This window comes from Vreelandella sulfidaeris Esulfide1, assembly GCF_054072535.1.
This window is the reverse complement of record NZ_CM133364.1, coordinates 1,005,767-1,025,759: the sequence shown is the minus strand read 5'-3', so window position 1 is coordinate 1,025,759 and position 19,993 is coordinate 1,005,767. Positions and strand designations below refer to the sequence as shown.

Below are 19,993 nucleotides of genomic sequence, written 5' to 3'. Positions count from 1 at the left end.
TATCATTAGCCGTGTGAGCACACTATGGATGCCTTGGAGTTTATCCGCGTACGCGAATTAGAAGTAGCTGTACGCATTTGGAACCCTACCGCCCCCCGCACCCTTATCGCTTGGCATGGCCTTGCTCGCCACGGCGGCGACTTCAGCGCACTGGCGCGCGAGCTAGGCAGCGGTTGGCGTGTTCTCGCACCGGATACACCAGGCCGAGGTTTATCCAGCTGGTCGCTGTTCCCTGCGCATGACTACCTTTATAGCCATTACGTGACAGTCGCTATCGCGCTACTGGATCACTTTAAACTCGACCGGGTTGACTGGCTGGGCACGTCGATGGGTGGCCTGTTAGGCATGTTGATTGCGGCCGACCCACAGCATAGCCAGCGTATTTCTCGGTTAATCCTTAATGACATTGGGCCTGAACTAAATAAACAAGGGCTTATTGGTCTTTCCAGTTACTTTGGGGTGACCCACCGTTTTTCTTCGTTTAGTGAATTTCAGCAAGAACTCACCCAGCACTATGCTAGCTTCGGTATCACTAGTGAGTCCGCTTGGCGCGAACTGGCGCTCAACAGTTCCCGTCGGCTACCAGACGGGAGTTGGTCTTATCACTATGATCCGCGTATCGGCGAGCAGTTTGTGCACGATACACCACGCGACACCTGGGCCGATTGGGCGAACATTCGCTGCCCGGTGATGGTCATTCGTGGTGCAGATTCAACGCTGTTAGATGCAGAAACACTACCGCGTATGAAAGAAAAGCAACCTCATCTTGTGACCCTGAATGTACCTAACTGCGGCCATGCCCCGATGCTGGATAGACCCGAACAGGTTATGCCTGTCCAACACTTTTTAAATCGCCCCGCAGCGCTTCACTCAACGCCTCGTAACCAAAAGCAAGTCGCCACCGGCTGGCAGTATCGGTTTCAGTGGCTGATACAGCGGTGGCGGCGGTGGTGGAAATAAGCCAACTGCAGCTCAAAGTTTACGCTTCTAAGCGACCTCTCCCCAGTGAATAATGGGTATCAATGTGAAGTGGAATAATCCGCTGAATGGCCACTTTTTTGCTTAAGCCGCAGTTTATTCAAGCGGACACGTGTTTCCAGATACACCTGCTCAGAAACACTACGATAAGCCCCCTCTTCAGGTAGGTACTTCACCAGTACCCGACGTTCCCCTAACTCAGGCAGCCCATCTCGTTTGCTAAGCAGCTTTACTGAACTGCTGGGCTCCTTATCTATCTTCGCAAAAGCCACTTCACCTGCATCCTGTCGCTCAATCACTACCACGCTTTTTCCCAACAGACACCGCCGGGTAAAGGGACGATAGCGATGCAGTCCACTGTGCATGGCTTGGCAGATCATTGCCGCTATTGGGGAGGCCACTACCAGGGTGCCCCAGAGCACCAGCACACCCACAGGAATACGTATCAAGCCGAGCGGTAACCAGCGCAACACCAATAATTCAATCGTCAGCGTGAGCGCCCCCGCAATACTCAGGATGACCGTCAATGCCAGCGTAGCAGGCACCCCGGCAAAACCTAACGAGACCAACGTACTGGCGAGATGATCCTCTTTTAAGCTGTCGCGCTCAAACAGCTCAATGGGGGCCAGGCGAATAATGACTAATAGCCAGTAGAGCGCTAACAGCCCAAGTAGAAGCGTAAACACAATGCTCGGAAATTGTGTCGCTGCGTGCAGTACCTCGTTCATGGCGTCCTCCTCTACCGGTACTTAGCCGGCGATGTTTTATGCTTTTAAGCTTAGTCCAGGTTAGCTTTAGGGCGCCAGTGCTGTATTGACCCCGGTCATGGAGATAAAAAAACGGGTACCTCCCAAAGGAGATACCCGTCTATTTTCACCTTTCATTACCGCTAAAGGTTAGTGCTGATCCTGCTCTAGCGCCGGTGACGAGGAGTGCCGCTTATCCCCTTTCACCTTACGCCCCAGCCAGTCAGAGGCTGTCGCAATCATGGCATAGAAGCTGGGAATAAACAGACTACCCAAGGTCGCTACTGCGAACATACCCATCGCCACCGTGGTACCAATGTGATGACTGCTCACGTCGCTAGCGCCGGTCGCTAAGGCCAACGGTAACGTACCGAAGATAAACGCCAGGGAGGTCATGACGATGGGGCGGAAACGCAGTTCTGCTGCAATAATGGCCGCTTCACGAATCGACTTACCCTGCTCTTTACGCTGAAGCTCAGCAAACTCGACGATGAGGATAGCGTTTTTCGCAGCCAAGCCGACCACTACCAACATACCAATTTGCACATAGACACTGGTGTCCAACCCACGCAGCACGATACCGCCAATACCGCCTAGGAACGCAAAAGGGGTCGCAGTGAGTACCGCTAGCGGTAACGACCAGCTTTCATACTGAGCCGCTAGAATCAAAAAGACCATTAGCAGCCCGAACACGATAGCCAGGGTCGCGGCGCTACCCATATTAGCTTCCTGATACGCTGTTCCGGTCCAGCCCATGCCCCAATTGGAGCCCAACGTCTCCTGAACGACCTCCTCCATCGCTTCAATCGCCTGAGCGGAACTATAGCCCTCAGCCGGGTTACCCTGGAACTGGGCACCGGCATAAACACCGAAGCGCGATACCACCGATGCTCCCGTTTGACGCTCAAGCTCGACAAATTCCGAAAGCGGTATCCGCTCACCGTTCCCCGCACGCACAAAAACACTGCTTAGGTCTTCCGGCGTTTTACGGAATTCATCCTCGTTTTGCAGATACACCTGGAAATTTCGGTTTTGATAGCTGAAGTAATTTACAAAACCGTTACCAAACGTATTCGACAGGGCTGAATTAATATTACCCAGCTCTACGCCGTAGCTGAGCGCCTTCTGCTGATCAATGTTCGCCCGATATGACGGTACATTGACGTTGAAGGTCGAGAACACTCGGTTCAGCGCAGGGTGCTGGTTCGCCTGCTGCATAACTTGCAGGGAGGCCTCATAGAGTTCACGGGTCGAGGCGCCATCAAACGACTGCAGGTAACCGGTAAAGCCGCCTGTCGTCGACAGCCCCATGATCGGCGGCACGTTAAAGGCCATCGCGGAGCCACCATCAATACTGGCGCCCAATCCCATAATGCGCCCCACCAGTTCGGTGGCTGTCAATTCACGCTCAGACCACGGGCTCATGTTGATGAACATTACCCCGCGCGCAGTATTCACGGCGCTGGAAAGAATGTCGTAGCCCGCCACCGCTGAGGAGTACTCAACCCCAGGAATATCTTCAATCGCCGCACTAAGTTTCGCCATATAATTTTGGGTTCGGTCAAGCGACGCTGCATCAGGTAGCGACACGCTCACTAAAACAACCCCCTGATCCGTTTCCGGCACTAGCGTTGAAGGCGTATTGGCGTAGAGCCAGTAGGAACCCACGCCAGTAAGCACCGTCAGCGCAAGCGCCAACAGCCAAAAACGCACCAAGCCTTTGACGACCCACATATAGGCGGCGGTAATACCGGCAAACAGCCGGTCAAACAGGCGAAACGGTGTATTCAGGGCGCGCTTGAACTTAGACTGCCCAGTACCGGCGATTTTATGCTTGATAAAAATCGCTGACAGAGCAGGTGTAAACGTCAATGCCATTAACGCTGAAATGGCCACCGAGATCGCCACGGTGATGGCAAACTGCTGGTATATCTGCCCGGTAAAGCCACCCAGGAAAGCCACAGGGATAAACACCGCCGCCATAATCAGCGAGGTCGCAATGACCGGTCCGCCGACTTCTTTCATCGCTCGGATGGTGGCGTCGCGCACGCTGATGTCGTCTTCCTCGCTCAGCACGCGCTCGACGTTCTCCACCACCAGAATGGCATCGTCGACCACGATCCCTATCGATAGCACCAGGGCAAATAACGTCAGCAGGTTGATCGAAAAGCCAAACAGGTAGAACCCTGCAAAGGTACCTACCACAGCGACCGGCACCACTGACATGGCAATCACGGTAAAGCGCCAGTTCTGAAGGAAAATAAACAGAATGACGATAACGATCAGAAAGGCTTCAATAAAGGTGTGGTAAACCGTTTCCACGGAAGCATCGATAAACAGCGTTGTATCGTAAGGCGCCACATACTCAAGCCCAGGCGGAAAACGAGTGGACAAATCTTCCATCGCTTCGCGCACGCCCTGAGCCGTTTCCAGCGCGTTAGCACCGGGCTGTTGGTTGATAATAATCGGCGCCATGCTGGAACCGTTCAAGCGTGCATCCACCCCGTAAGAAGATGCCCCAAGCTCAACGCGTGCAACATCTTCCAGGCGTAGCGAAGAGCCGTCGTTATTGGTCCGCAGGTAAATATTACGGAAGTCGTCAACATCATTAAGGCGACCGCCAGCCGTAATGGTATACGTGTAAGCGCGTGGATCACTTTGCGGCATCGCCGCGAGATTACCGGCCGGAATCTCAGTATTTTGCGTTCTTATCGCGCTAGCTACTTCGCTAGGCGTTAAATCGTATTGGGCTAACTTATCCGGGTCCATCCAGATACGCATGGCAAATTCGCCGCCACCCAGCACTGCTGCATTGCCTACCCCCGGCACTTGACGTAGTTCATCAAGCACATTGAGGGTGGCGTAGTTCTGCATGAAAATTTTGTCATAGTCGCCATCAGGCGAGGTCAACGCGATAAACATCAAAATAGCATCGGAGCGCAGCTCAACGGTGACGCCTTGCGACTGCACCGCTTCAGGTAGTTGTGAGAGCGCCCCTTGAACACGGTTATTGACATTAATGGTATTAATATCGCCATCGGTGCCGATATTAAACGCAACACTCAGGCTCATACTGCCGTTATCAGCGCTGTTTGAGGTCATGTAGAGCATGTCCTCAACACCGTTAATGGCTTCGGCAATAGGGGCCGCCACCGTTTGCGCCACGGTTTCCGCATCTGCGCCGGGGAATTGCGCCTGTACAGATACCGTAGGTGGCACGACGCTCGGATACTGCTCAATAGGCAAAACCCGCATCGACATTACGCCCACCAGCGTCACGATAATGGCCAATACCGTGGCAAAAATCGGACGGCTGATGAAGAAGTTAGAGAAGTTCATTATTGCGCACCCTCTTCCCCTTCAGCGGACGGGCCTTCGGCCGCCCCTTCCAGCGCTTGCGCCTGCTCAGCCTGCTCTTGAGCTTCTTCTTGCTCAATCCTTTCCATTATCGCCTCCGCATTGCCACTAAACGGCTGCGGATCAATCGTCCTGCCCGGCTCTAAGCCAGCAGGATCACCGACCACTACCCGGTCGCCTGGCTCAAGGCCATCTTGAATAATCAGCCAAGGTCCCGCTAATTCGCCTAACGAGACCGTGCGCTCGCGCGCTTTGTTTTCGTCATCCAATACATATACTTGAGGGCCCATTAAGCCTTGCGTCACGGCAATTTCCGGCACTGCCATCACGTCAAAGCGCTTTAAACCTTCGATTTGTACACGTACAAACTGGCCAGGCAGGACAGTGGCGTCTGGATTTTCAAACGTCGCGGCTGCCTGAACAGTACTGGTTCCCCGATCAACGCTTGAGCCCAGAAAGTCCAAGTAGCCTTCCAGCTCGGCATCCCCACCACTACTGACACCAGGAATACTTAGTCGGGCGCGGATATCCGATGCCTCAGTTCCCTGGCTCAGTTGGCGACGAAGCTCAAAAGCATCGCGCTGAGGCAGTTGAAAACGTACTTCTAAGGGATCAAGCGGTGTGATGGATGCCAGCTCGGTGCCGGAAGTAACAAAATTGCCGACATTGATTTGGCTTAAGCTGATCATCCCTGAGACCGGCGCAGTCACCTGAGAATAGCCTAAATCCAGATTAGCGCTGGTCAGCGCCGCTTCCGCCTGGGCGACATTCGCCTGAGCGACTCGCTGATCGGCCAGCGCTTGGTCATACTGCTGGCGGCTCACTGAGTTTTGGCTGAGTAGCTGTTCAAAACGCTGAGCATCGCGCTGGGCGCGGGAAAGCTCGGCACGCGCACTTTGTAAGTCAGCTTCACGTTGATTAACCGTTGCCTGATAAAGATCCGGCTCAATGGTATAGAGACGATCGCCCTCTTCTACCATTTGGCCTGGCTCGAAATGACGCGCCTCTAGAGCACCACTGACACGGGCCACCAAGGTGACCTCATCATCACTACGCAACAGTGAGGGGTACGATTTATCCAGCGCTATATCCTGGCGAGCCATTTCTACGACGGCAATCTCATGCGGCGGGGGTTCTTGCTCGGCGCCCTGCTGAGGCGCCTCGGATTCCTCTTGACCACAGGCCGCGAGTGCCAGCGCGGCTAAAAGCGTCACCAGACTCGCTCGGCGTGAGTGAATCATCTTCTTCATACGTTAAGTTCCCATGTATCTTTTAAGAGTCGACTGATAGCACTTGCTGCACCTGGGTCATTCCCAATCGGCGTCAATTACATGCCCGGCTGGGGTGGTGCGCCGATGTCGAGAGCATTCTCATAACGGTCGTTACCGTCACTTTCTGGCAAAATGAAGTTCACCTCATCGCCGGTTAGCCACGCATTGACTTCTTCAATGGATTCTACGTCTAGGAGCCCGGCCTGCTGACGCAGCGAGAGCAAATTCACCACGTAGTCGTAGCGAGCTTCGGCGTAATTGGCGATCGCGTTGTAAAGATTCTGTTCAGCGTTCAACACATCCACAATGTTACGGGTACCGACTTCGTACCCCGCACGAGTAGCCTCTAAAGCGCTTTGATTGGAGACGATGGCCTGCTCCCGAGCCTCAATGGTTTCCACATCATTGCTGACTTGGGTATACAGCGAGCGTACCTGCTGAATGGAGGAGCGGCGCTGGGACTCGAAATCGTACTGGCTACTTTCCAGTTGATAGGTCCCTTGACGGATACTGGCACTGGTACGCCCACCGGTGTAAATAGGCAAATTAGCGCTTAAGCCCACCTGGCTTGAGGAGTCTTCTCCGGTGGTGTTATCAATATCACTTTCCCCGTATTGATAATTACCAAACGCTTGTAGCGTAGGTAACCCACTCGCCCGGGCAATGGCTACGCCGCTGCGTGCGACATCTATACCGGCCTGCTGAGCTAACACCAAGGGGTTACGTTCAATGGCTTGCTCTACCCAGTAGTCGCGGCTACTCGGCTCGGGGAGGTCTACCGGCATACTGTCGCCCAATGCTTCGATACTGGCGTAACGCTGGCCGGTAAGCTGCTCCAATTCCTCAAAAGTCACTTGCAGATTGCTTTCTGCCGCAATGCGATCAGCACGAGACTGGTCAAACGTTGCGCGCGCTTCTTCGACTTCCGTAATCGCAATCAAACCAACTTCAAACTGCTCGCCTGCCTGCTCAAGCTGACGACCAATGGCGCGCTCCTGAGCAAGACGCGCTTCTAAAATTTCGTAAGCACGCAAAATATCAAAATAGGCACTGGCGACATCGATCAATAGCTGTTGCTCGGTGGCCGCTAGCAGGTAAACCTGCTGGTCAATCTGGTTGGCAGCCTGAGTGACTTCTCGACGCGTTACTTCATCATAGAGCGCCTGAGTGGCTTCAAGAGAAAGTGATACGGTGTTGTAACGGTCATCACCCGAGCTTACGTTGCCTACTCCAGCTCCTTCAGTAGGAAGACGAGATGAGGTCTGGCTTTCATACTGCTCATTATGAGTCACATTGCCTGACGCATTTATCTGAGGCAGTAACCCGGCCTTGGCAATATCTTTGGCTGCTTCTACTGACAGATACTCAAAGCGCGCCGAGGAAAGCTCAGCGTTATTTTCGAGTGCATCACGGGTAATAGTGAGCAGGTCCGCGGCCTGTGCAGGCAGTACAAAAGAAGCGGCGAATACCGCTGCCATCAAGGGTCGTAAAGGGGCATTGACTGCCCAGTGTGCCAGTCGCATGGGGGTTGCCTCTAGGTATCAGCGTCAGGGTAGCGAACGAACTAAGCGTCTCAGCTTACACAGCCACTCAGTAAGATGAGCATTATAGTTACATTCATGTATGTATGCTAGCCTTGAACAATCTAAAAATGTGTGTACAGCTTATTGTCAAGCTGCTTCCAGATCACCTTAGTCCAAAGTATGTTGCGGTGACGACAAACGCGGCTCTTTTTTACGAAAATCACGCGCGTCGATGCCCCATTTATTGAGACGTGAGGCTAACGTTGTTGGCTTAATGCCTAGCAACTCCGCAGCGCCGCCCGCCCCCGACACTTTGCCGCCCGCCTTGGAGAGCGCGGCTAGCGTACTTTCTCGTTGGCGTTGGCTAAGCGCATGCTCGGTAAGCAGCGGGGTTTCACTTTGTTGCCCGCGGTCATGAGCCGCCGTAAGTTCGCTGCTAGCGCGGCTTAACGAGCGGGGTGGCTCCCCCAACAATAGGTCATCGAATACCAGACGCCGATCCTGGGTGACGATCACCTGACGCTCTATGACGTTTTCAAGCTCACGAATATTGCCGGGCCAGGGGTAGCGTTGCAGAATTTCTAATTGGGCCGGAGGGATACGCACGCCCGGCTTATTGAATTTAAGGCAGGCACGGTGCAAAAAATGCCGCGCTAGCTGAGGTACATCCTCAATCCGTTTGCGCAACGGCACCGAATCGATAGGGAAAACGTTAAGGCGGAAATAGAGGTCTTCACGAAAATGGCCTACGTCAATCATGCCACGCAGTTCACGGTTAGTGGCGGCTATTACCCGCACATCGACCTCCTGAGTTCGGTTTTCGCCTACTCGCTCAAACTGCTGATCCTGCAATACTCGCAATAGCTTACTCTGCAGCTCCAAAGGGATTTCACCGACTTCATCTAAGAACAGCGTGCCGCCATGGGCCAGCTCAAAGCGCCCAGGCCGGTCTTGTACCGCGCCGGTAAAGGCCCCTTTTACATGACCGAAAAACTCACTCTCAAAAAGGTCTCTGGGAATAGCCGCGCAGTTCACACGGATGAGCGGCCTATCGCTACGCGTGCTGCCCGCATGAATGGCACGGGCAATTAGCTCTTTGCCGGTACCCGACTCGCCACTGATCAGCACGTTGGCGCTAGTGGGAGCAACCATCTGGATCTGCTTGATCAGTTTTGCCACCGCCGGGCTATCGCCGACGATGTCGCGATGGTTAAGCTCTGCTTTTATCTCTTCTTGTAGATACTCATTCTCCAGTTCCAGCCGTTGTTTGAGTGCCTCCACTTCAGCGAGCGCATCGCGTAGCTGTTGCTCGGCGCGTTTACGCTCACGAATATCGCGAAAAAGCACCACTGCCCCAACCAAACGGCCCATTTCAAAAATCGGCGTGCTGGTGTACTCAACAGGAATCGCTTCGCCATTTTTGTGCCAGAACACTTCGTTATCGACATGATGCACCTGGCCATCGCTAAACGAGGCATGGATCGGGCACTCCTGTACCGGAAAGTGACTGCCATCGGCATGGGTGTGGTGAAACATTAGGTGTGCATCGTGGGCCACCATATCCTCGGTACTCCAACCCAAAATACGCTCCGCAGCTGGGTTTACGAAGGTGGTTTTGCCCTCGGCATCAAGGCCATAAATACCCTCGCCCGCCGCACTAAGAATAAGATGGTTTTGCTTTTCAATGCGTTCAAATACCTGCTCGACACGCTGCCAACCCACTTCCCCTTGGCGATGCTGGCGACCTAGCTCCGCTTTGGCACGTCGCTGCTCGGCTTTATTGCGATCAATTAGCGTCATCAACAGCTGTTCTGAGTCGCCGAGGCGCTGGGCATAAACCTCAACTCGGTACGGCTGGCGGAGCATATCTAGCAGTACCAAATCATCCGACCAGGCCGTTTCTTGTACCAACGCTTCATCGGTAAAGCTCACCCATAGCGGCAATCCAGCGCTCAAGCGGTGGCTAAACGGTGTCGCTAAAGGCAGAGGCCCATCAATATTGAGCATCTCGCAAGCGATGGGATTAGCGGCCAGCAGTTGATCGGCCAACGGGTCGACCACAATCATTGCAAGGGGTGAAAAGCTGCCCATTAGAGCCGCGGAGTGCGAATACGCTTGCTCATACATTGGTGCATACCTCATGGCTCAAGATGTTTCCCACCTTAACCATTCAATTACCACGCCATTTACGATTTTTCGTTAATAAAACAACGAAATATCGCTATTTACGACTTTTCGTAATAACTATTCTGTGCATTGCGTGCTAGGCAATAACCATAAAAAAAACATAAAAACAAACAGTTAAATAAAAATAATGCGTGTTGGCACATAAATCGCAATAAGAACGTTAACGCTGCAAGTCCTCCCTTTTTGCACCAAAACAGCGCCGCTGTTTTTTTTATTGATCCTGTCTGGAACACTAAAAAATTGGGCGAGGCGTTCACTAACCGAAATGACACAGGAAAGCTGCTTATGTCTTATCTAATGCCCAGTGAATTTGTCACGAAGTTGGTAGACCAGGGTGAGTCAAAAATCTATATGGGCACCCGGGATACACTTATCCGCTCGTTCATGGCGGGCGCCACTCTCGCGTTGGCCGTTATCTTCGCCATCACCATTGCTACGCAAACCGGCCATTTCTTGATTGGCGCTCTGCTCTTTCCAGTGGGCTTCGTCATGCTCTATTTGATGGGCTATGACCTGCTCACTGGTGTTTTTACGCTGGTGCCTCTTGCATGGCTCGACAAAAGGCCCGGCGTCACACTGCCTAGGATGCTGAAATGCTGGGGCTTGGTGGGACTCGGCAACCTTGGGGGCGCACTCTTTATCGCCACCTTTGGCTACCTGAATTTCACCATGGGCGGTACCGAGGAAATCAACGCCGTCGGCCAAACGATGATGACCGTGGGTGAAAGTCGCACGGTGGGTTACCAAGAGGCGGGATTTGCCGGTTGGATTGTGCTTTTCCTAAGGGGCATGTTCTGTAACTGGATGGTGTCCATGGGCGTGGTGGGCGCCGCTATCTCCACAACGGTTTCCGGCAAGATTATGGCCATGTGGATGCCCATCATTGTGTTTTTCTATCTCGGTTTTGAGCACTCCGTGGTCAACATGTTCTTGTTCCCCATCGGCCTCATGATGGGCGCTGACTTCACCCTTTATCAGTACATTATGTGGAACGAAATCCCCACCGTACTGGGCAACCTAGTCGGCGGCCTGACACTGGTTGGTTTGGTTCTCTACACCACCCACGTGCGTACCCAAGCTAAAAAAGTATTTTCTTAATCACAGCCTCATCGGTGAAAAAGGGCGCACTCGCCCTCTACTCAAAGGAGATTTGTCATGGATAAGCTCGAAATGCGTCATACCCTGCTCGCTGCCAAAGCGCGAAAAAAAATGAGCTGGGACGATATCGGCAAAGCGGTGGGCATGTCACCCGTCTGGGTGGCCTCGGCCTGCTACGGCATGAACAGCGCCAGCAAAGATGTTGCCCATCAGCTTTGTGACACGCTTGGGGTGGATAGCGAGGTCGCTGAAGCATTGGTGGCTTTTCCCACCAAAGCCTGGGACGAAGCGATCCCTCAGGACCCCTTTATCTATCGTCTGTACGAAGTGGTCGGCGTTTACGGCGAAACCCTGAAGGACGTGGTACAAGAGAAATTTGGCGATGGCATTATGAGCGCGATCGACTTCACCATGGAGGTCGACAAAATCGAAGATCCCAAAGGCGACCGAGTACTGCTGACCCTGAACGGCAAATTTTTGCCTTATAAGTCCTGGTGATACATAAGCCTTGATAAGGCTTAAGTGTAAGATTCGAGCCTCGCCACACTGCGTTCAACCGCCGAACGGTAACCCGCACCGAACAGCAGCAGGTGATTCAGCAGCGGGTAGAGTTGAAACAGCGCTTCACGCCTCGGCCAGTCGGCCGGGGCGTTGCCGTTCCAGTAGGCGTCAAAAAATGCCTCGCCCGGTGAGCCAAACAGGGTCAGCATCGCCACATCCACTTCGGGGTAATGGCGATACACGGCTGGATCGATAACCGCTGGTCCCTTATTGGTGAAGAGCACATTCCCCGACCATAGATCACCGTGCAATAAGCTGGGCGGTGTATCGGGTAACCAGCGTTCTAAATCCTGGGCCAGCCGCTCGATACGCTCGCGCAGCTGGTTATCCAAGAGCCCGCGCTGGTGGCATGCCTCACATAGGGGTAATAAACGGCGTTCGCGCTGAAAAGCCCGCCCGTCATTGAGTGGCGCATTGGGCTGAGGCGTCAGCCCACAGGCATTATCTTGATGCCAGCCGTGGGCATCACCAATGACCTCGTGCAAACCGCGCAACCCTTCGCCAAGCGCGGCCTCACTCTGCGGACCGGCGGGCACGGTATCCAATGACTCAATGACCAGCCAGCCCTCAAACAGACCTAGCACCTCCGGAACTATCAGCTTTGCGTTGGCGCTGAGCAGCGCACGCAGCCCTTCGGCCTCGCCACGCAGCCGTGCCGCATCGTCGTGCTTAATCACCACCGGCCCCTGGTGCGTTGACAGACGGTATACGGCGGCGATGTCACCCCCACTAAGCGGCTGCAAATCGCCGATGGGGGCAAGCTCGATAGATTCCAACCACTGACGCAGCTTAGCGTCCATTCTACTCTCCAAGAGGTCAAATACGTCTCCAAGAGGCCAAATACGTCTCCAAGAGATCAAATGCGCCACCAAGAAGTTGAATGCGCTCTTAGTTGATTAGCTTAGCCCAGCCGTTTATCGATCAGGCTTTCTAGCTCCAACTGGTCATCATGGAAGCGGCGGATACCTTCGGCCAGTTTGTCATTGGCCATGGCATCCTGATTGTGGCCCCAACGGAAGGCGGCCTCACTCAGCGGCTCGGTAGGTTTGCCACTGCCTTCGCCAGAACCGATCTGTGCACTTACGCTGCCTTCGGTAGCATCAAGCTCTTCCAGTAACGCTGGCGAAATCGTTAGCCGTGGGCAACCCGCCAGCGCAAGTACCTGACCGGTGGTGCGGAAACTCGCGCCCATCACCACGGTGTCATAGCCGCCCTGGTTGGCGCGCTCGCACACACCCTGAACAAACTGAACGCCCGGGTCGTTCTCCGGCGTGTAATCGTTGCCGGTCTCTTTTTTGTACCAATCGGTCACGCGACCGACAAAGGGTGAGATCAAAAACACACCCGCATCAAAACACGCCTGAGCCTGGGCATCGCTAAACAGCAGCGTCAGGTTGCACTGAATGCCCTCGCGTTCGAGCACTTCGGCAGCGCGAATGCCTTCCCAGGTAGAGGCCAGTTTGATCAGCACACGGTCACGAGACACGCCGCGGGCATCGTACAGTTCGATGAGTTCATGCGCTTTGGCAATGCTGGCCTGGGTATCAAACGACAGCCGGGCAGCCACTTCAGTGGAAACACGCCCCGGCACGACCGCCGAAATCTCGCTGCCCATGGCCACCGCAAGGCGGTCAACGGCATGCTTGATCTGCTCTTCGCGGCTACCGCTCGACGCTTTTACACTGCTCAATTCTTCATCAATCAGCGCTTGATAACCGGACAAACTAAACGCCTTGAGCAGCAGCGACGGGTTAGTCGTGGCATCTTGGGGCTGGTAACGGCGAATAGCCTCAAGGTCACCGGTGTCGGCGACGACGAGCGAATGTTGCTTCAACTGTTGCAGTTGGCTGGTCATATCTTCTCCTTAAAATTTGTCCAATCCTGACGCTTCTATTCAATTCGTTACTTAATCGCCACCATGACGTTGTTCAAGGGCGGCGCAATAGCGTGCATAAACCGGCTGGTAGGCCGCCACATGATCGGGATGTGGGTCGGCAAGCGACTGCGCATCCAGGTGGACTAATTTTTCACACAGCGCTTCAAGCGTTACGCCGTGGGCATGCTGGTCGCACCACGCTGCCTGAATCGCGGCGCCCAGGGCGGCGGCATCGGTAATCTCAGGGCAAATCACCTGAGTGCCGGTGATATCCGCCACTATTTGTCGCCACACGGGGCTGTTAGCGCCGCCACCGATCAATCGAATCTGACTGGCCCCGGCGGTTAAATCGCCCAACAATTCCAACCCATAGCGTAGCCCGAAAGTGGCCCCCTCCACCACGGCCCGGCATACATTGGCCTGAGTGGTATTTAAACTGTTCAAGCCAAGAAAGTCCGCTGAGGCATCGGGCAACATGGGCACTCGTTCACCGTTGAAAAAGGGCAGCACGGTAACGCCTTCGGCGCCGATTGGCGCGCTTGCTACTTTCTCACCAAACGCTGCCAAGTCTAAGCCGAAAAGCTCGCGTACCCGCGTGGTCGCCGACGTAACGTTCATGGTGCAGATCAACGGCAACCAGCCGCCGGTACTGGAACAGAAATTGGCGACCATAGCGCTATCGCACTCCACCGGGGTGGCCGAGTAAGCGCAAACGGTGCCGGAGGTACCTAAACTTAATGTGATCAGCCCTGGGGTAATATTGCCGGTACCAATGGCGCCCAGCATATTGTCACCGCCACCCGAGGAGACGACCACCTGATCCGTCAGCCCCAGCTCGCGAGCCACCACGGGACGCACCAAGCCTACTGGCTCACGGGCTTCCAACACGCGGGGCAGTACCCTTTCTGGGTCTAGTTCGGGGGCGATCTCAGCAAATACGTCCAATTGCCAGCAGCGCTTGCGGGTATCGAAGTAGCCGGTGCCCGAGGCATCGCCCGCTTCGGTGACACGTTCGCCGGTCAGCCAGAAGTTGAGGTAATCGTGGGGCAACAGCAGGCTTTCGATTCGCTGATACGCGTGCGGGTGCTTTTCACGCAGCCAGGCAACCTTGGAGGCGGTGTAGCCCGTTTGCAGCACCAAACCCAGCTTTTCCAAACAGCCTGCTTCGCCGCCCAGACGGGCCACTAAATCAGCATTCTGCGTGCTGGTTTCGGTATCGCACCAGAGCTTGGCGGGGTAGACCGGCTCGCCTTCACTATCGAGTGCCACCATGCCATGTTGCTGGCCAGAAACGCCGATGCCACGCACTTGACTTGCCGCCACACCGGCTTTTTCCAACGCAGCAAAAAATGCGCCTTTCAAGGCGGTCAGCCACTCTGTAGGAGCCTGCTCACGGCGGCCATTTTCACCTTCATCCAGACGATGGGCTCGGCTTGCTTCCGCCAGGATCGTTCCCTGCTCAACGTCGACCACCACCACCTTGGTACTTTGGGTACCGCAATCTACCCCGATATACATCACACTGTTCCTTTGGATGACGCCAGACCCTCTAGCGTAGCGCGTGCGCCACGTTCGTGCAGTGAATTGAGCGCGCTCAAGTAGGCCTCAACAAAACGTGTGTTATCGGCCAAGTCACCAAACAGCTCGCGGTTTTCAATAAAGGCCGTTGGCCGTTGGCGGTTCTCGGCGGCAATCGCCATCAGCGGCGCTTTCAAGCGATCAACGATCTCAATCGGCTCGCCCTGTTCGTCGACCCCTTCAGCGTAGCGCGCCCAGCTGGCCACCACGGCAGCGCTGCGCTCTATCTCTCCCCCATGGGCCAACTGCTGTCGAATCACCGGCACCAACCACTTGGGGATGCGGTCTGAGCTCTCGGCGCAGAGCCGTGCCAGGGTATCTTTGATTTGCGGGTTGGCAAAACGCTCGATCAGCGTTAATCGGTAAACTTCAAGATCAACCCCCGGCACTGGCGCCAAGGTGGGCGTGCCCTCTTCGCGCATATAACCCAGCAAAAAATCGACGAACAGCGGATCCTGGCACACTTCATGAGCGTAGCGATATCCGGCTAAATAACCAAAATAGGTCAGCGCTTGGTGGCTGGCGTTGAGCAGGCGCAGTTTCATCAGTTCGTAAGGTTCGACATCCGCCACCACTTGAACACCCATTTTTTCAAACGCCGGGCGGCCAAGGGGAAAATGGTCTTCCAACACCCACTGGGTGAACGGTTCGCAGACCACCGGCCAGGCGTCTTCGACACCAAAGCGCTGGTTGAGCTCATCAATATCCGTCGGGGAAGTCACCGGTGTAATGCGATCCACCATCGCGTTGGGAAACGCCACCTCGGCCTTCAGCCAAGCGCCTAACTCGGCATCTCGCGCCTGGGCATAGGCGCCGAACATACGCTTGGCGACATCGCCGTTGCCTTGAATGTTATCGCAGGACATCACGGTGAACGGGGCGATGCCCTGCGCGCGGCGGCGGGCAAGCGCTTCTACCACGAGCCCAAAGCTGGTTGAGGGCTGAGTGGGGTTGGCAAGATCGGCACGCACCTGGGGATTATCCAGATCGAATTCGCCGCTCACCGGGTGAAAATTGTAGCCGCCTTCGGTGACCGTCAGCGACACAATGCGAATCGCCGGATCGGCCATTTGCTCGATCACTGCCTCGGTATTTTCTGGCGCAAACAGGTAGTCCACCATGCTGCCAATGACCCGCGGCTCGTATTGGCCATCGGGCTGCTTGACCACCAGGGTGTAGAGATAATCCTGCGCTTCGAGTGCCTGCTGCATGCGTTTGTCGCCAGGCATTACACCCACGCCAACAATGCCCCAATCCAGCGCCTCGCCCAGGTTCATTAATGCATCTAGATACATTGCCTGATGGGCGCGGTGAAAGCCGCCTACCCCGATATGCACAATACCGGGCGTAAGCGCGCTACGGTCATAGCTGGGTGTGGCAACATCGGCGGTTAGATTGCCCAGGTTGTGATTGTTAAGTCGGGTCATGGGTGCTCTCCAGCCAAGGCCTACTTGGCGCGATGGGGGTAAATGAAAGTGGCTAAAGCGGCATGAAAGGCGCTAGCGCCAGCGCTGGTCGGGCGGTAAACAGCAACTTTTTACTAATTGAGCGTTGAGCATATCTTTGTGATGGGTGCGCGCCAGCGCCCCGGCGCGATCCTGGCCCATCTCAAGCCAGCGATCGATCAGCCGCTCGACCAGCACTGCGTCGTCGACCTCTAGAAATAGCGTCCAATCAAACAGCGGCCGCAGTTCGCGCCAGGGGGAGCGATCAAGCAGCAGGTAATTGCCTTCGACAATCACGATGCGTTGCTCCAGGGCAATCAAGCGCCCTCCAGCACGCGCTAGATCCAGCGGGCGATCGAATACCGGCACCGCTACCGGATGGCGAGCCTGGCGAATACGTTCAAGGTCACAACGCAGCCCCTCAACATCAAAGGTGTGCGGCGCGCCTTTAAGCGGCAGTTGCTGTTCGCCCAGCACGGCATTATCGAAGTGGTAGCCATCCATCGGCACCAGCCCGGCTTGGCCCGGCAGGCGCTGATTAATGGCAGCGCAGAGCTGGGCACTACGGTACGATTTGCCAGCGCCAGGCGGACCTGCCAAGGCCACTAGATAGCGGGAGGCGCCTTCGGCGGCGCGAATAATCTGCTCAGCTAACGTATCAAAATCAGGCGTATCAAGATCGAGCGTATCAAGATCAGGCGTCATGGCGACCTCAACTCATCCAATTGCCACCATCGACATTGAGGGTCTGGGCGACCACATAGTCGCTGTCCTGGCTAGCCAAAAACACTGCGGCGCCGGTATGGTCTTCCGGCAGGCCCATACGCCCGAACGGCACCGCTTCGCCTACCAAGCGCTTTTTTTCGCCTAGTGGGCGGTTTTCGTAACGGGCAAACAGCGCGTCGACTTCCTCCCACATCGGCGTATCCACCACGCCGGGGGCGATGCCGTTGACGTTGATACCGTGCTTAATGAGATCCAATCCGCTGGACTGAGTCAGGCTGATGACGGCGGCTTTGCTGGCGCAGTACACGCTGACTAACGCCTCACCGCGGCGCCCCGCCTGAGAAGCCATGTTAATGATTTTGCCCCCCTGCCCGCGTGCCACCATCGAACGCGCAACCGCCTGCAGGGTAAAAAACATGCCTTTGGTATTGACCGCGAATTGTTTATCAAAGCTTTCTTCGGTCACCTCGAGCACCGGCGCCATATCAAATACCGCAGCGTTATTGACCAACACATCAATACCGCCGAAGCGCTGCGTCACCGCCTCTACCATGGCGTCAATCGAGCTCTGATCGCAAACATTGAGTGCCACACCCATCACCTTCTCGTCGGCGTGCCCCAGCTTTTGCAGTGTCGCTACGGCCTCGTCGATGGCGGCACGATCAATATCCGCCACCACGACACGGGCGCCTTCTGAAAGGTAGCGCTGAGCAATGGCCAGACCGATGCCGCGAGCGCCACCGGTAATCACAGCGGTTTTATCGATCAGTTTCATAGCGATCCTTGATTAGTGCGTGACGCCGTTAATGTTTGGAAAGCAGGGCCACTGGTTTGCCACTCTTCCACCAAGGCTGCCAAGCCGTGCATATGCTCTAATACCCGCCAAGCGCCAGCTTGAATAAGTCGTGCCGATTGACCAGCATCCACATGGCTCGCACCGACAAAACCTATTACGCACATACCGGCAGCATGAGCGGCAGTCACGCCAGCAACGCTGTCTTCCACCACTAGACAGTCCCTAGGCACTTGACCTAACTGAGACGCCGCCAACCGATAGAGCGCGGGGTCAGGCTTGGGTTTAGCCACTTGATCAGCGGTAAAAATAGGCACCTCGCCAAGGGCTTCCGCTAATCGCGTACTCATCAGCGACGCTAATACGCGGCTACGCCGACTGTTAGAGACAACCGCCTTTTCCAAGGCAATACCGCGAATCGCCTTATCGGCACCCTCAATTGCTTTAAGCTCCCGTGCCAAGCGCGCTTCAATGGCGGTATCCACCTGCTCGGTGGCATCTAAAGGCAGTGAGTGAGCGCTTAATGCCTCAAGATGGCTCAAGATATCTGCCGTGGTCATCCCTAGTGCCTGGCTAAGCACCTGTGAAATATTCAAATCAGGCAGCCAGCGGGAGAGGTATTCCACCAGGGTGCCTTCAGCAAGGGCTTCGCTGTCGACCAGCACGCCATCACAATCAAAGATCAGCGTCCTCATGCAGTCTCCTCTGAAGGCGAATCAGAGGCGCGGTTATCATGGCGGGTTAGCCCCGCCAGCGGATGTTGCTGCAAGCTCGGCAGGGCCAGCCCATCAGCATCAAACAAGTGAGCGCATTTAGGGTTAAAGCCAAAACGCACCGTGTCGTGCACTCGATGCGCCACATCGCCATCGGCCATGATCGTGACTAGCGTGTCGTTCATTCTTACGTAGAGCGAGGTTTGGCCACCGAGGCGCTCAAGCACTTCGATCTGCCCGCTCAGCGGCCCCTGTTCTTCGAGCACCAGATGTTCAGGGCGAACGCCCAGTTCAAGCGTGGCGTTACTATCCAGGTGCTGGCCATCGACCGGCACGCTGCGTTCACCGCCCCCGGGCAACCGAACCGCCACACCTTCAGGCGACACGCCAGTCAACGTTACCGGCAGGAAATTCATTTTTGGTGAGCCAATAAAGCCTGCGACAAAGCGATTGCGGGGATGATGATAAAGCGCCATGGGCGAGCCCACCTGCTCCACCACGCCGTCATGAAGTACGACGATTTTATCCGCCATCGTCATGGCTTCAATTTGGTCGTGGGTCACGTAGATCATGGTCGCGTCCAGCTCGTCGTGCAGACGCGCCAGTTCAATACGCATCTGCACCCGCAGCGCGGCATCCAGGTTGGAGAGCGGTTCGTCGAACAGGAAGATGCTGGGGTTACGCACAATCGCCCGGCCAATCGCCACCCGCTGGCGCTGGCCACCGGAGAGCGCTTTGGGCTTACGATCCAAGAGTGGCTCAAGTTGGAGAATCTTGGCTGCTTCCAGCACTTTGGCACGCCGTTTCTCTTTGGATACACCGGCCAGGCGCATGCTGAAGCCCATATTGTCTTCTACCGTCATGTGCGGATAAAGCGCATAACTTTGAAATACCATGGCGAGGCCGCGATCTGCTGGGCCGACATCATTGATACGTTGACCATCGATCAAAATATCGCCGTCGGTGGCGCTTTCCAGCCCAGCAATCATGCGCATCAATGTTGATTTACCACAGCCCGAGGGGCCAACGAAGACCACGAACTCGCGGTCATTGACCTCAAGGTCGATGCCCTTGATCACCTCGGTATCGCCAAAGCGCTTAGTGATATTGTGTAGTTGTAATGTTGCCATGAGGAAGATCC

General features: G+C 55.2%; 16 protein-coding genes. 3 read left to right on the top strand and 13 right to left on the bottom strand.

Going from position 1 to position 19,993, the window contains the following annotated elements; all coding sequences use genetic code 11:
- Positions 1-24 precede the first annotated feature (24 nt).
- Positions 25-960, top strand: a complete 936-nt coding sequence (locus ACW44H_RS04775) for an alpha/beta fold hydrolase (RefSeq protein WP_457507324.1) — start codon at positions 25-27, stop codon at positions 958-960.
- A gap of 59 nt (positions 961-1,019) precedes the next feature.
- On the opposite strand, the gene ACW44H_RS04770 is transcribed toward ACW44H_RS04775, so the two are convergent.
- The 5 genes from ACW44H_RS04770 to ACW44H_RS04750 form a co-directional block, all read right to left on the bottom strand.
- Positions 1,020-1,706 carry a hypothetical protein gene (locus tag ACW44H_RS04770; protein WP_457507322.1) on the bottom strand — a complete coding sequence of 229 codons (687 nt, stop codon included), beginning with the start codon at positions 1,704-1,706 and terminating at the stop codon, positions 1,020-1,022.
- A 168-nt stretch (positions 1,707-1,874) separates the two neighbouring features.
- Positions 1,875-5,063, bottom strand: coding sequence for an efflux RND transporter permease subunit (locus ACW44H_RS04765; protein ID WP_457507320.1), 3,189 nt, complete (start codon positions 5,061-5,063; stop codon positions 1,875-1,877).
- Positions 5,063-6,331: an efflux RND transporter periplasmic adaptor subunit gene (locus ACW44H_RS04760; protein WP_457507318.1), complete on the bottom strand. Its 1,269-nt coding sequence runs from the start codon at positions 6,329-6,331 to the stop codon at positions 5,063-5,065. The genes ACW44H_RS04765 and ACW44H_RS04760 overlap by 1 nt, the downstream gene beginning before the upstream one ends.
- 77 nt (positions 6,332-6,408) lie before the next feature.
- Positions 6,409-7,875 carry a TolC family outer membrane protein gene (locus tag ACW44H_RS04755; RefSeq protein ID WP_457507316.1) on the bottom strand — a complete coding sequence of 489 codons (1,467 nt, stop codon included), beginning with the start codon at positions 7,873-7,875 and terminating at the stop codon, positions 6,409-6,411.
- Positions 7,876-8,043: 168 nt separating this feature from the next.
- Positions 8,044-10,017 carry a sigma-54 interaction domain-containing protein gene (locus ACW44H_RS04750; RefSeq protein WP_457507314.1) on the bottom strand — a complete coding sequence of 658 codons (1,974 nt, stop codon included), beginning with the start codon at positions 10,015-10,017 and terminating at the stop codon, positions 8,044-8,046.
- A 330-nt stretch (positions 10,018-10,347) separates the two neighbouring features.
- On the opposite strand from ACW44H_RS04750, the gene ACW44H_RS04745 reads away from it, so the two are divergent.
- Together ACW44H_RS04745 and cynS are read left to right on the top strand one after the other, a co-directional pair.
- Positions 10,348-11,160: a formate/nitrite transporter family protein gene (locus tag ACW44H_RS04745; RefSeq protein WP_457507312.1), complete on the top strand. Its 813-nt coding sequence runs from the start codon at positions 10,348-10,350 to the stop codon at positions 11,158-11,160.
- Between the two features lie 57 nt (positions 11,161-11,217).
- A complete protein-coding gene (gene cynS / locus ACW44H_RS04740; RefSeq protein WP_457507310.1) occupies positions 11,218-11,658 on the top strand; it encodes a cyanase in 441 nt (146 codons plus the stop codon).
- Between the two features lie 20 nt (positions 11,659-11,678).
- On the opposite strand, the gene ACW44H_RS04735 is transcribed toward cynS, so the two are convergent.
- The 8 genes from ACW44H_RS04735 to ACW44H_RS04700 form a co-directional block, all read right to left on the bottom strand.
- Positions 11,679-12,521 carry a fructosamine kinase family protein gene (locus ACW44H_RS04735; RefSeq protein WP_457507308.1) on the bottom strand — a complete coding sequence of 281 codons (843 nt, stop codon included), beginning with the start codon at positions 12,519-12,521 and terminating at the stop codon, positions 11,679-11,681.
- A 101-nt stretch (positions 12,522-12,622) separates the two neighbouring features.
- Positions 12,623-13,576, bottom strand: coding sequence for a transaldolase (gene tal / locus ACW44H_RS04730; RefSeq protein ID WP_457507306.1), 954 nt, complete (start codon positions 13,574-13,576; stop codon positions 12,623-12,625).
- A gap of 51 nt (positions 13,577-13,627) precedes the next feature.
- Positions 13,628-15,115: a xylulokinase gene (gene xylB, locus ACW44H_RS04725; protein ID WP_457507304.1), complete on the bottom strand. Its 1,488-nt coding sequence runs from the start codon at positions 15,113-15,115 to the stop codon at positions 13,628-13,630.
- The gene (locus ACW44H_RS04720; protein ID WP_457507302.1) at positions 15,115-16,602 is read right to left on the bottom strand and encodes a mannitol dehydrogenase family protein; all 1,488 of its coding nucleotides are present in this window, start codon (positions 16,600-16,602) and stop codon (positions 15,115-15,117) included. The genes xylB and ACW44H_RS04720 overlap by 1 nt, the downstream gene beginning before the upstream one ends.
- Positions 16,603-16,674: 72 nt before the next feature.
- Entirely contained in the window at positions 16,675-17,325 is a 651-nt protein-coding gene (locus ACW44H_RS04715; protein ID WP_457507300.1) for a nucleoside/nucleotide kinase family protein, read from the bottom strand.
- Between the two features lie 7 nt (positions 17,326-17,332).
- Complete coding sequence (locus tag ACW44H_RS04710; protein ID WP_457507298.1) at positions 17,333-18,121, bottom strand: L-iditol 2-dehydrogenase; 789 nt, start codon at positions 18,119-18,121, stop codon at positions 17,333-17,335.
- Positions 18,118-18,834: an HAD family hydrolase gene (locus tag ACW44H_RS04705; RefSeq protein WP_113270338.1), complete on the bottom strand. Its 717-nt coding sequence runs from the start codon at positions 18,832-18,834 to the stop codon at positions 18,118-18,120. The genes ACW44H_RS04710 and ACW44H_RS04705 overlap by 4 nt, the downstream gene beginning before the upstream one ends.
- Positions 18,831-19,982: an ABC transporter ATP-binding protein gene (locus tag ACW44H_RS04700; RefSeq protein WP_457507296.1), complete on the bottom strand. Its 1,152-nt coding sequence runs from the start codon at positions 19,980-19,982 to the stop codon at positions 18,831-18,833. The genes ACW44H_RS04705 and ACW44H_RS04700 overlap by 4 nt, the downstream gene beginning before the upstream one ends.
- Positions 19,983-19,993 lie beyond the last annotated feature (11 nt).

What these genes read in the sequence shown, in the direction of transcription:
- ACW44H_RS04765 (WP_457507320.1), bottom strand. Translation starts at nt 5,063, where the DNA reads ATGAACTTCTCTAACTTCTTCATCAGCCGTCCGATTTTTGCCACGGTA.
- ACW44H_RS04715 (WP_457507300.1), bottom strand. Translation starts at nt 17,325, where the DNA reads ATGACGCCTGATCTTGATACGCTCGATCTTGATACGCCTGATTTTGAT.
- tal (WP_457507306.1), bottom strand. Translation starts at nt 13,576, where the DNA reads ATGACCAGCCAACTGCAACAGTTGAAGCAACATTCGCTCGTCGTCGCC.
- ACW44H_RS04735 (WP_457507308.1), bottom strand. Translation starts at nt 12,521, where the DNA reads ATGGACGCTAAGCTGCGTCAGTGGTTGGAATCTATCGAGCTTGCCCCC.
- ACW44H_RS04745 (WP_457507312.1), top strand. Translation starts at nt 10,348, where the DNA reads ATGTCTTATCTAATGCCCAGTGAATTTGTCACGAAGTTGGTAGACCAG.
- ACW44H_RS04700 (WP_457507296.1), bottom strand. Translation starts at nt 19,982, where the DNA reads ATGGCAACATTACAACTACACAATATCACTAAGCGCTTTGGCGATACC.
- ACW44H_RS04770 (WP_457507322.1), bottom strand. Translation starts at nt 1,706, where the DNA reads ATGAACGAGGTACTGCACGCAGCGACACAATTTCCGAGCATTGTGTTT.
- ACW44H_RS04760 (WP_457507318.1), bottom strand. Translation starts at nt 6,331, where the DNA reads ATGAAGAAGATGATTCACTCACGCCGAGCGAGTCTGGTGACGCTTTTA.
- ACW44H_RS04750 (WP_457507314.1), bottom strand. Translation starts at nt 10,017, where the DNA reads ATGAGGTATGCACCAATGTATGAGCAAGCGTATTCGCACTCCGCGGCT.
- ACW44H_RS04710 (WP_457507298.1), bottom strand. Translation starts at nt 18,121, where the DNA reads ATGAAACTGATCGATAAAACCGCTGTGATTACCGGTGGCGCTCGCGGC.
- xylB (WP_457507304.1), bottom strand. Translation starts at nt 15,115, where the DNA reads ATGTATATCGGGGTAGATTGCGGTACCCAAAGTACCAAGGTGGTGGTG.
- ACW44H_RS04775 (WP_457507324.1), top strand. Translation starts at nt 25, where the DNA reads ATGGATGCCTTGGAGTTTATCCGCGTACGCGAATTAGAAGTAGCTGTA.
- cynS (WP_457507310.1), top strand. Translation starts at nt 11,218, where the DNA reads ATGGATAAGCTCGAAATGCGTCATACCCTGCTCGCTGCCAAAGCGCGA.
- ACW44H_RS04705 (WP_113270338.1), bottom strand. Translation starts at nt 18,834, where the DNA reads ATGAGGACGCTGATCTTTGATTGTGATGGCGTGCTGGTCGACAGCGAA.
- ACW44H_RS04720 (WP_457507302.1), bottom strand. Translation starts at nt 16,602, where the DNA reads ATGACCCGACTTAACAATCACAACCTGGGCAATCTAACCGCCGATGTT.
- ACW44H_RS04755 (WP_457507316.1), bottom strand. Translation starts at nt 7,875, where the DNA reads ATGCGACTGGCACACTGGGCAGTCAATGCCCCTTTACGACCCTTGATG.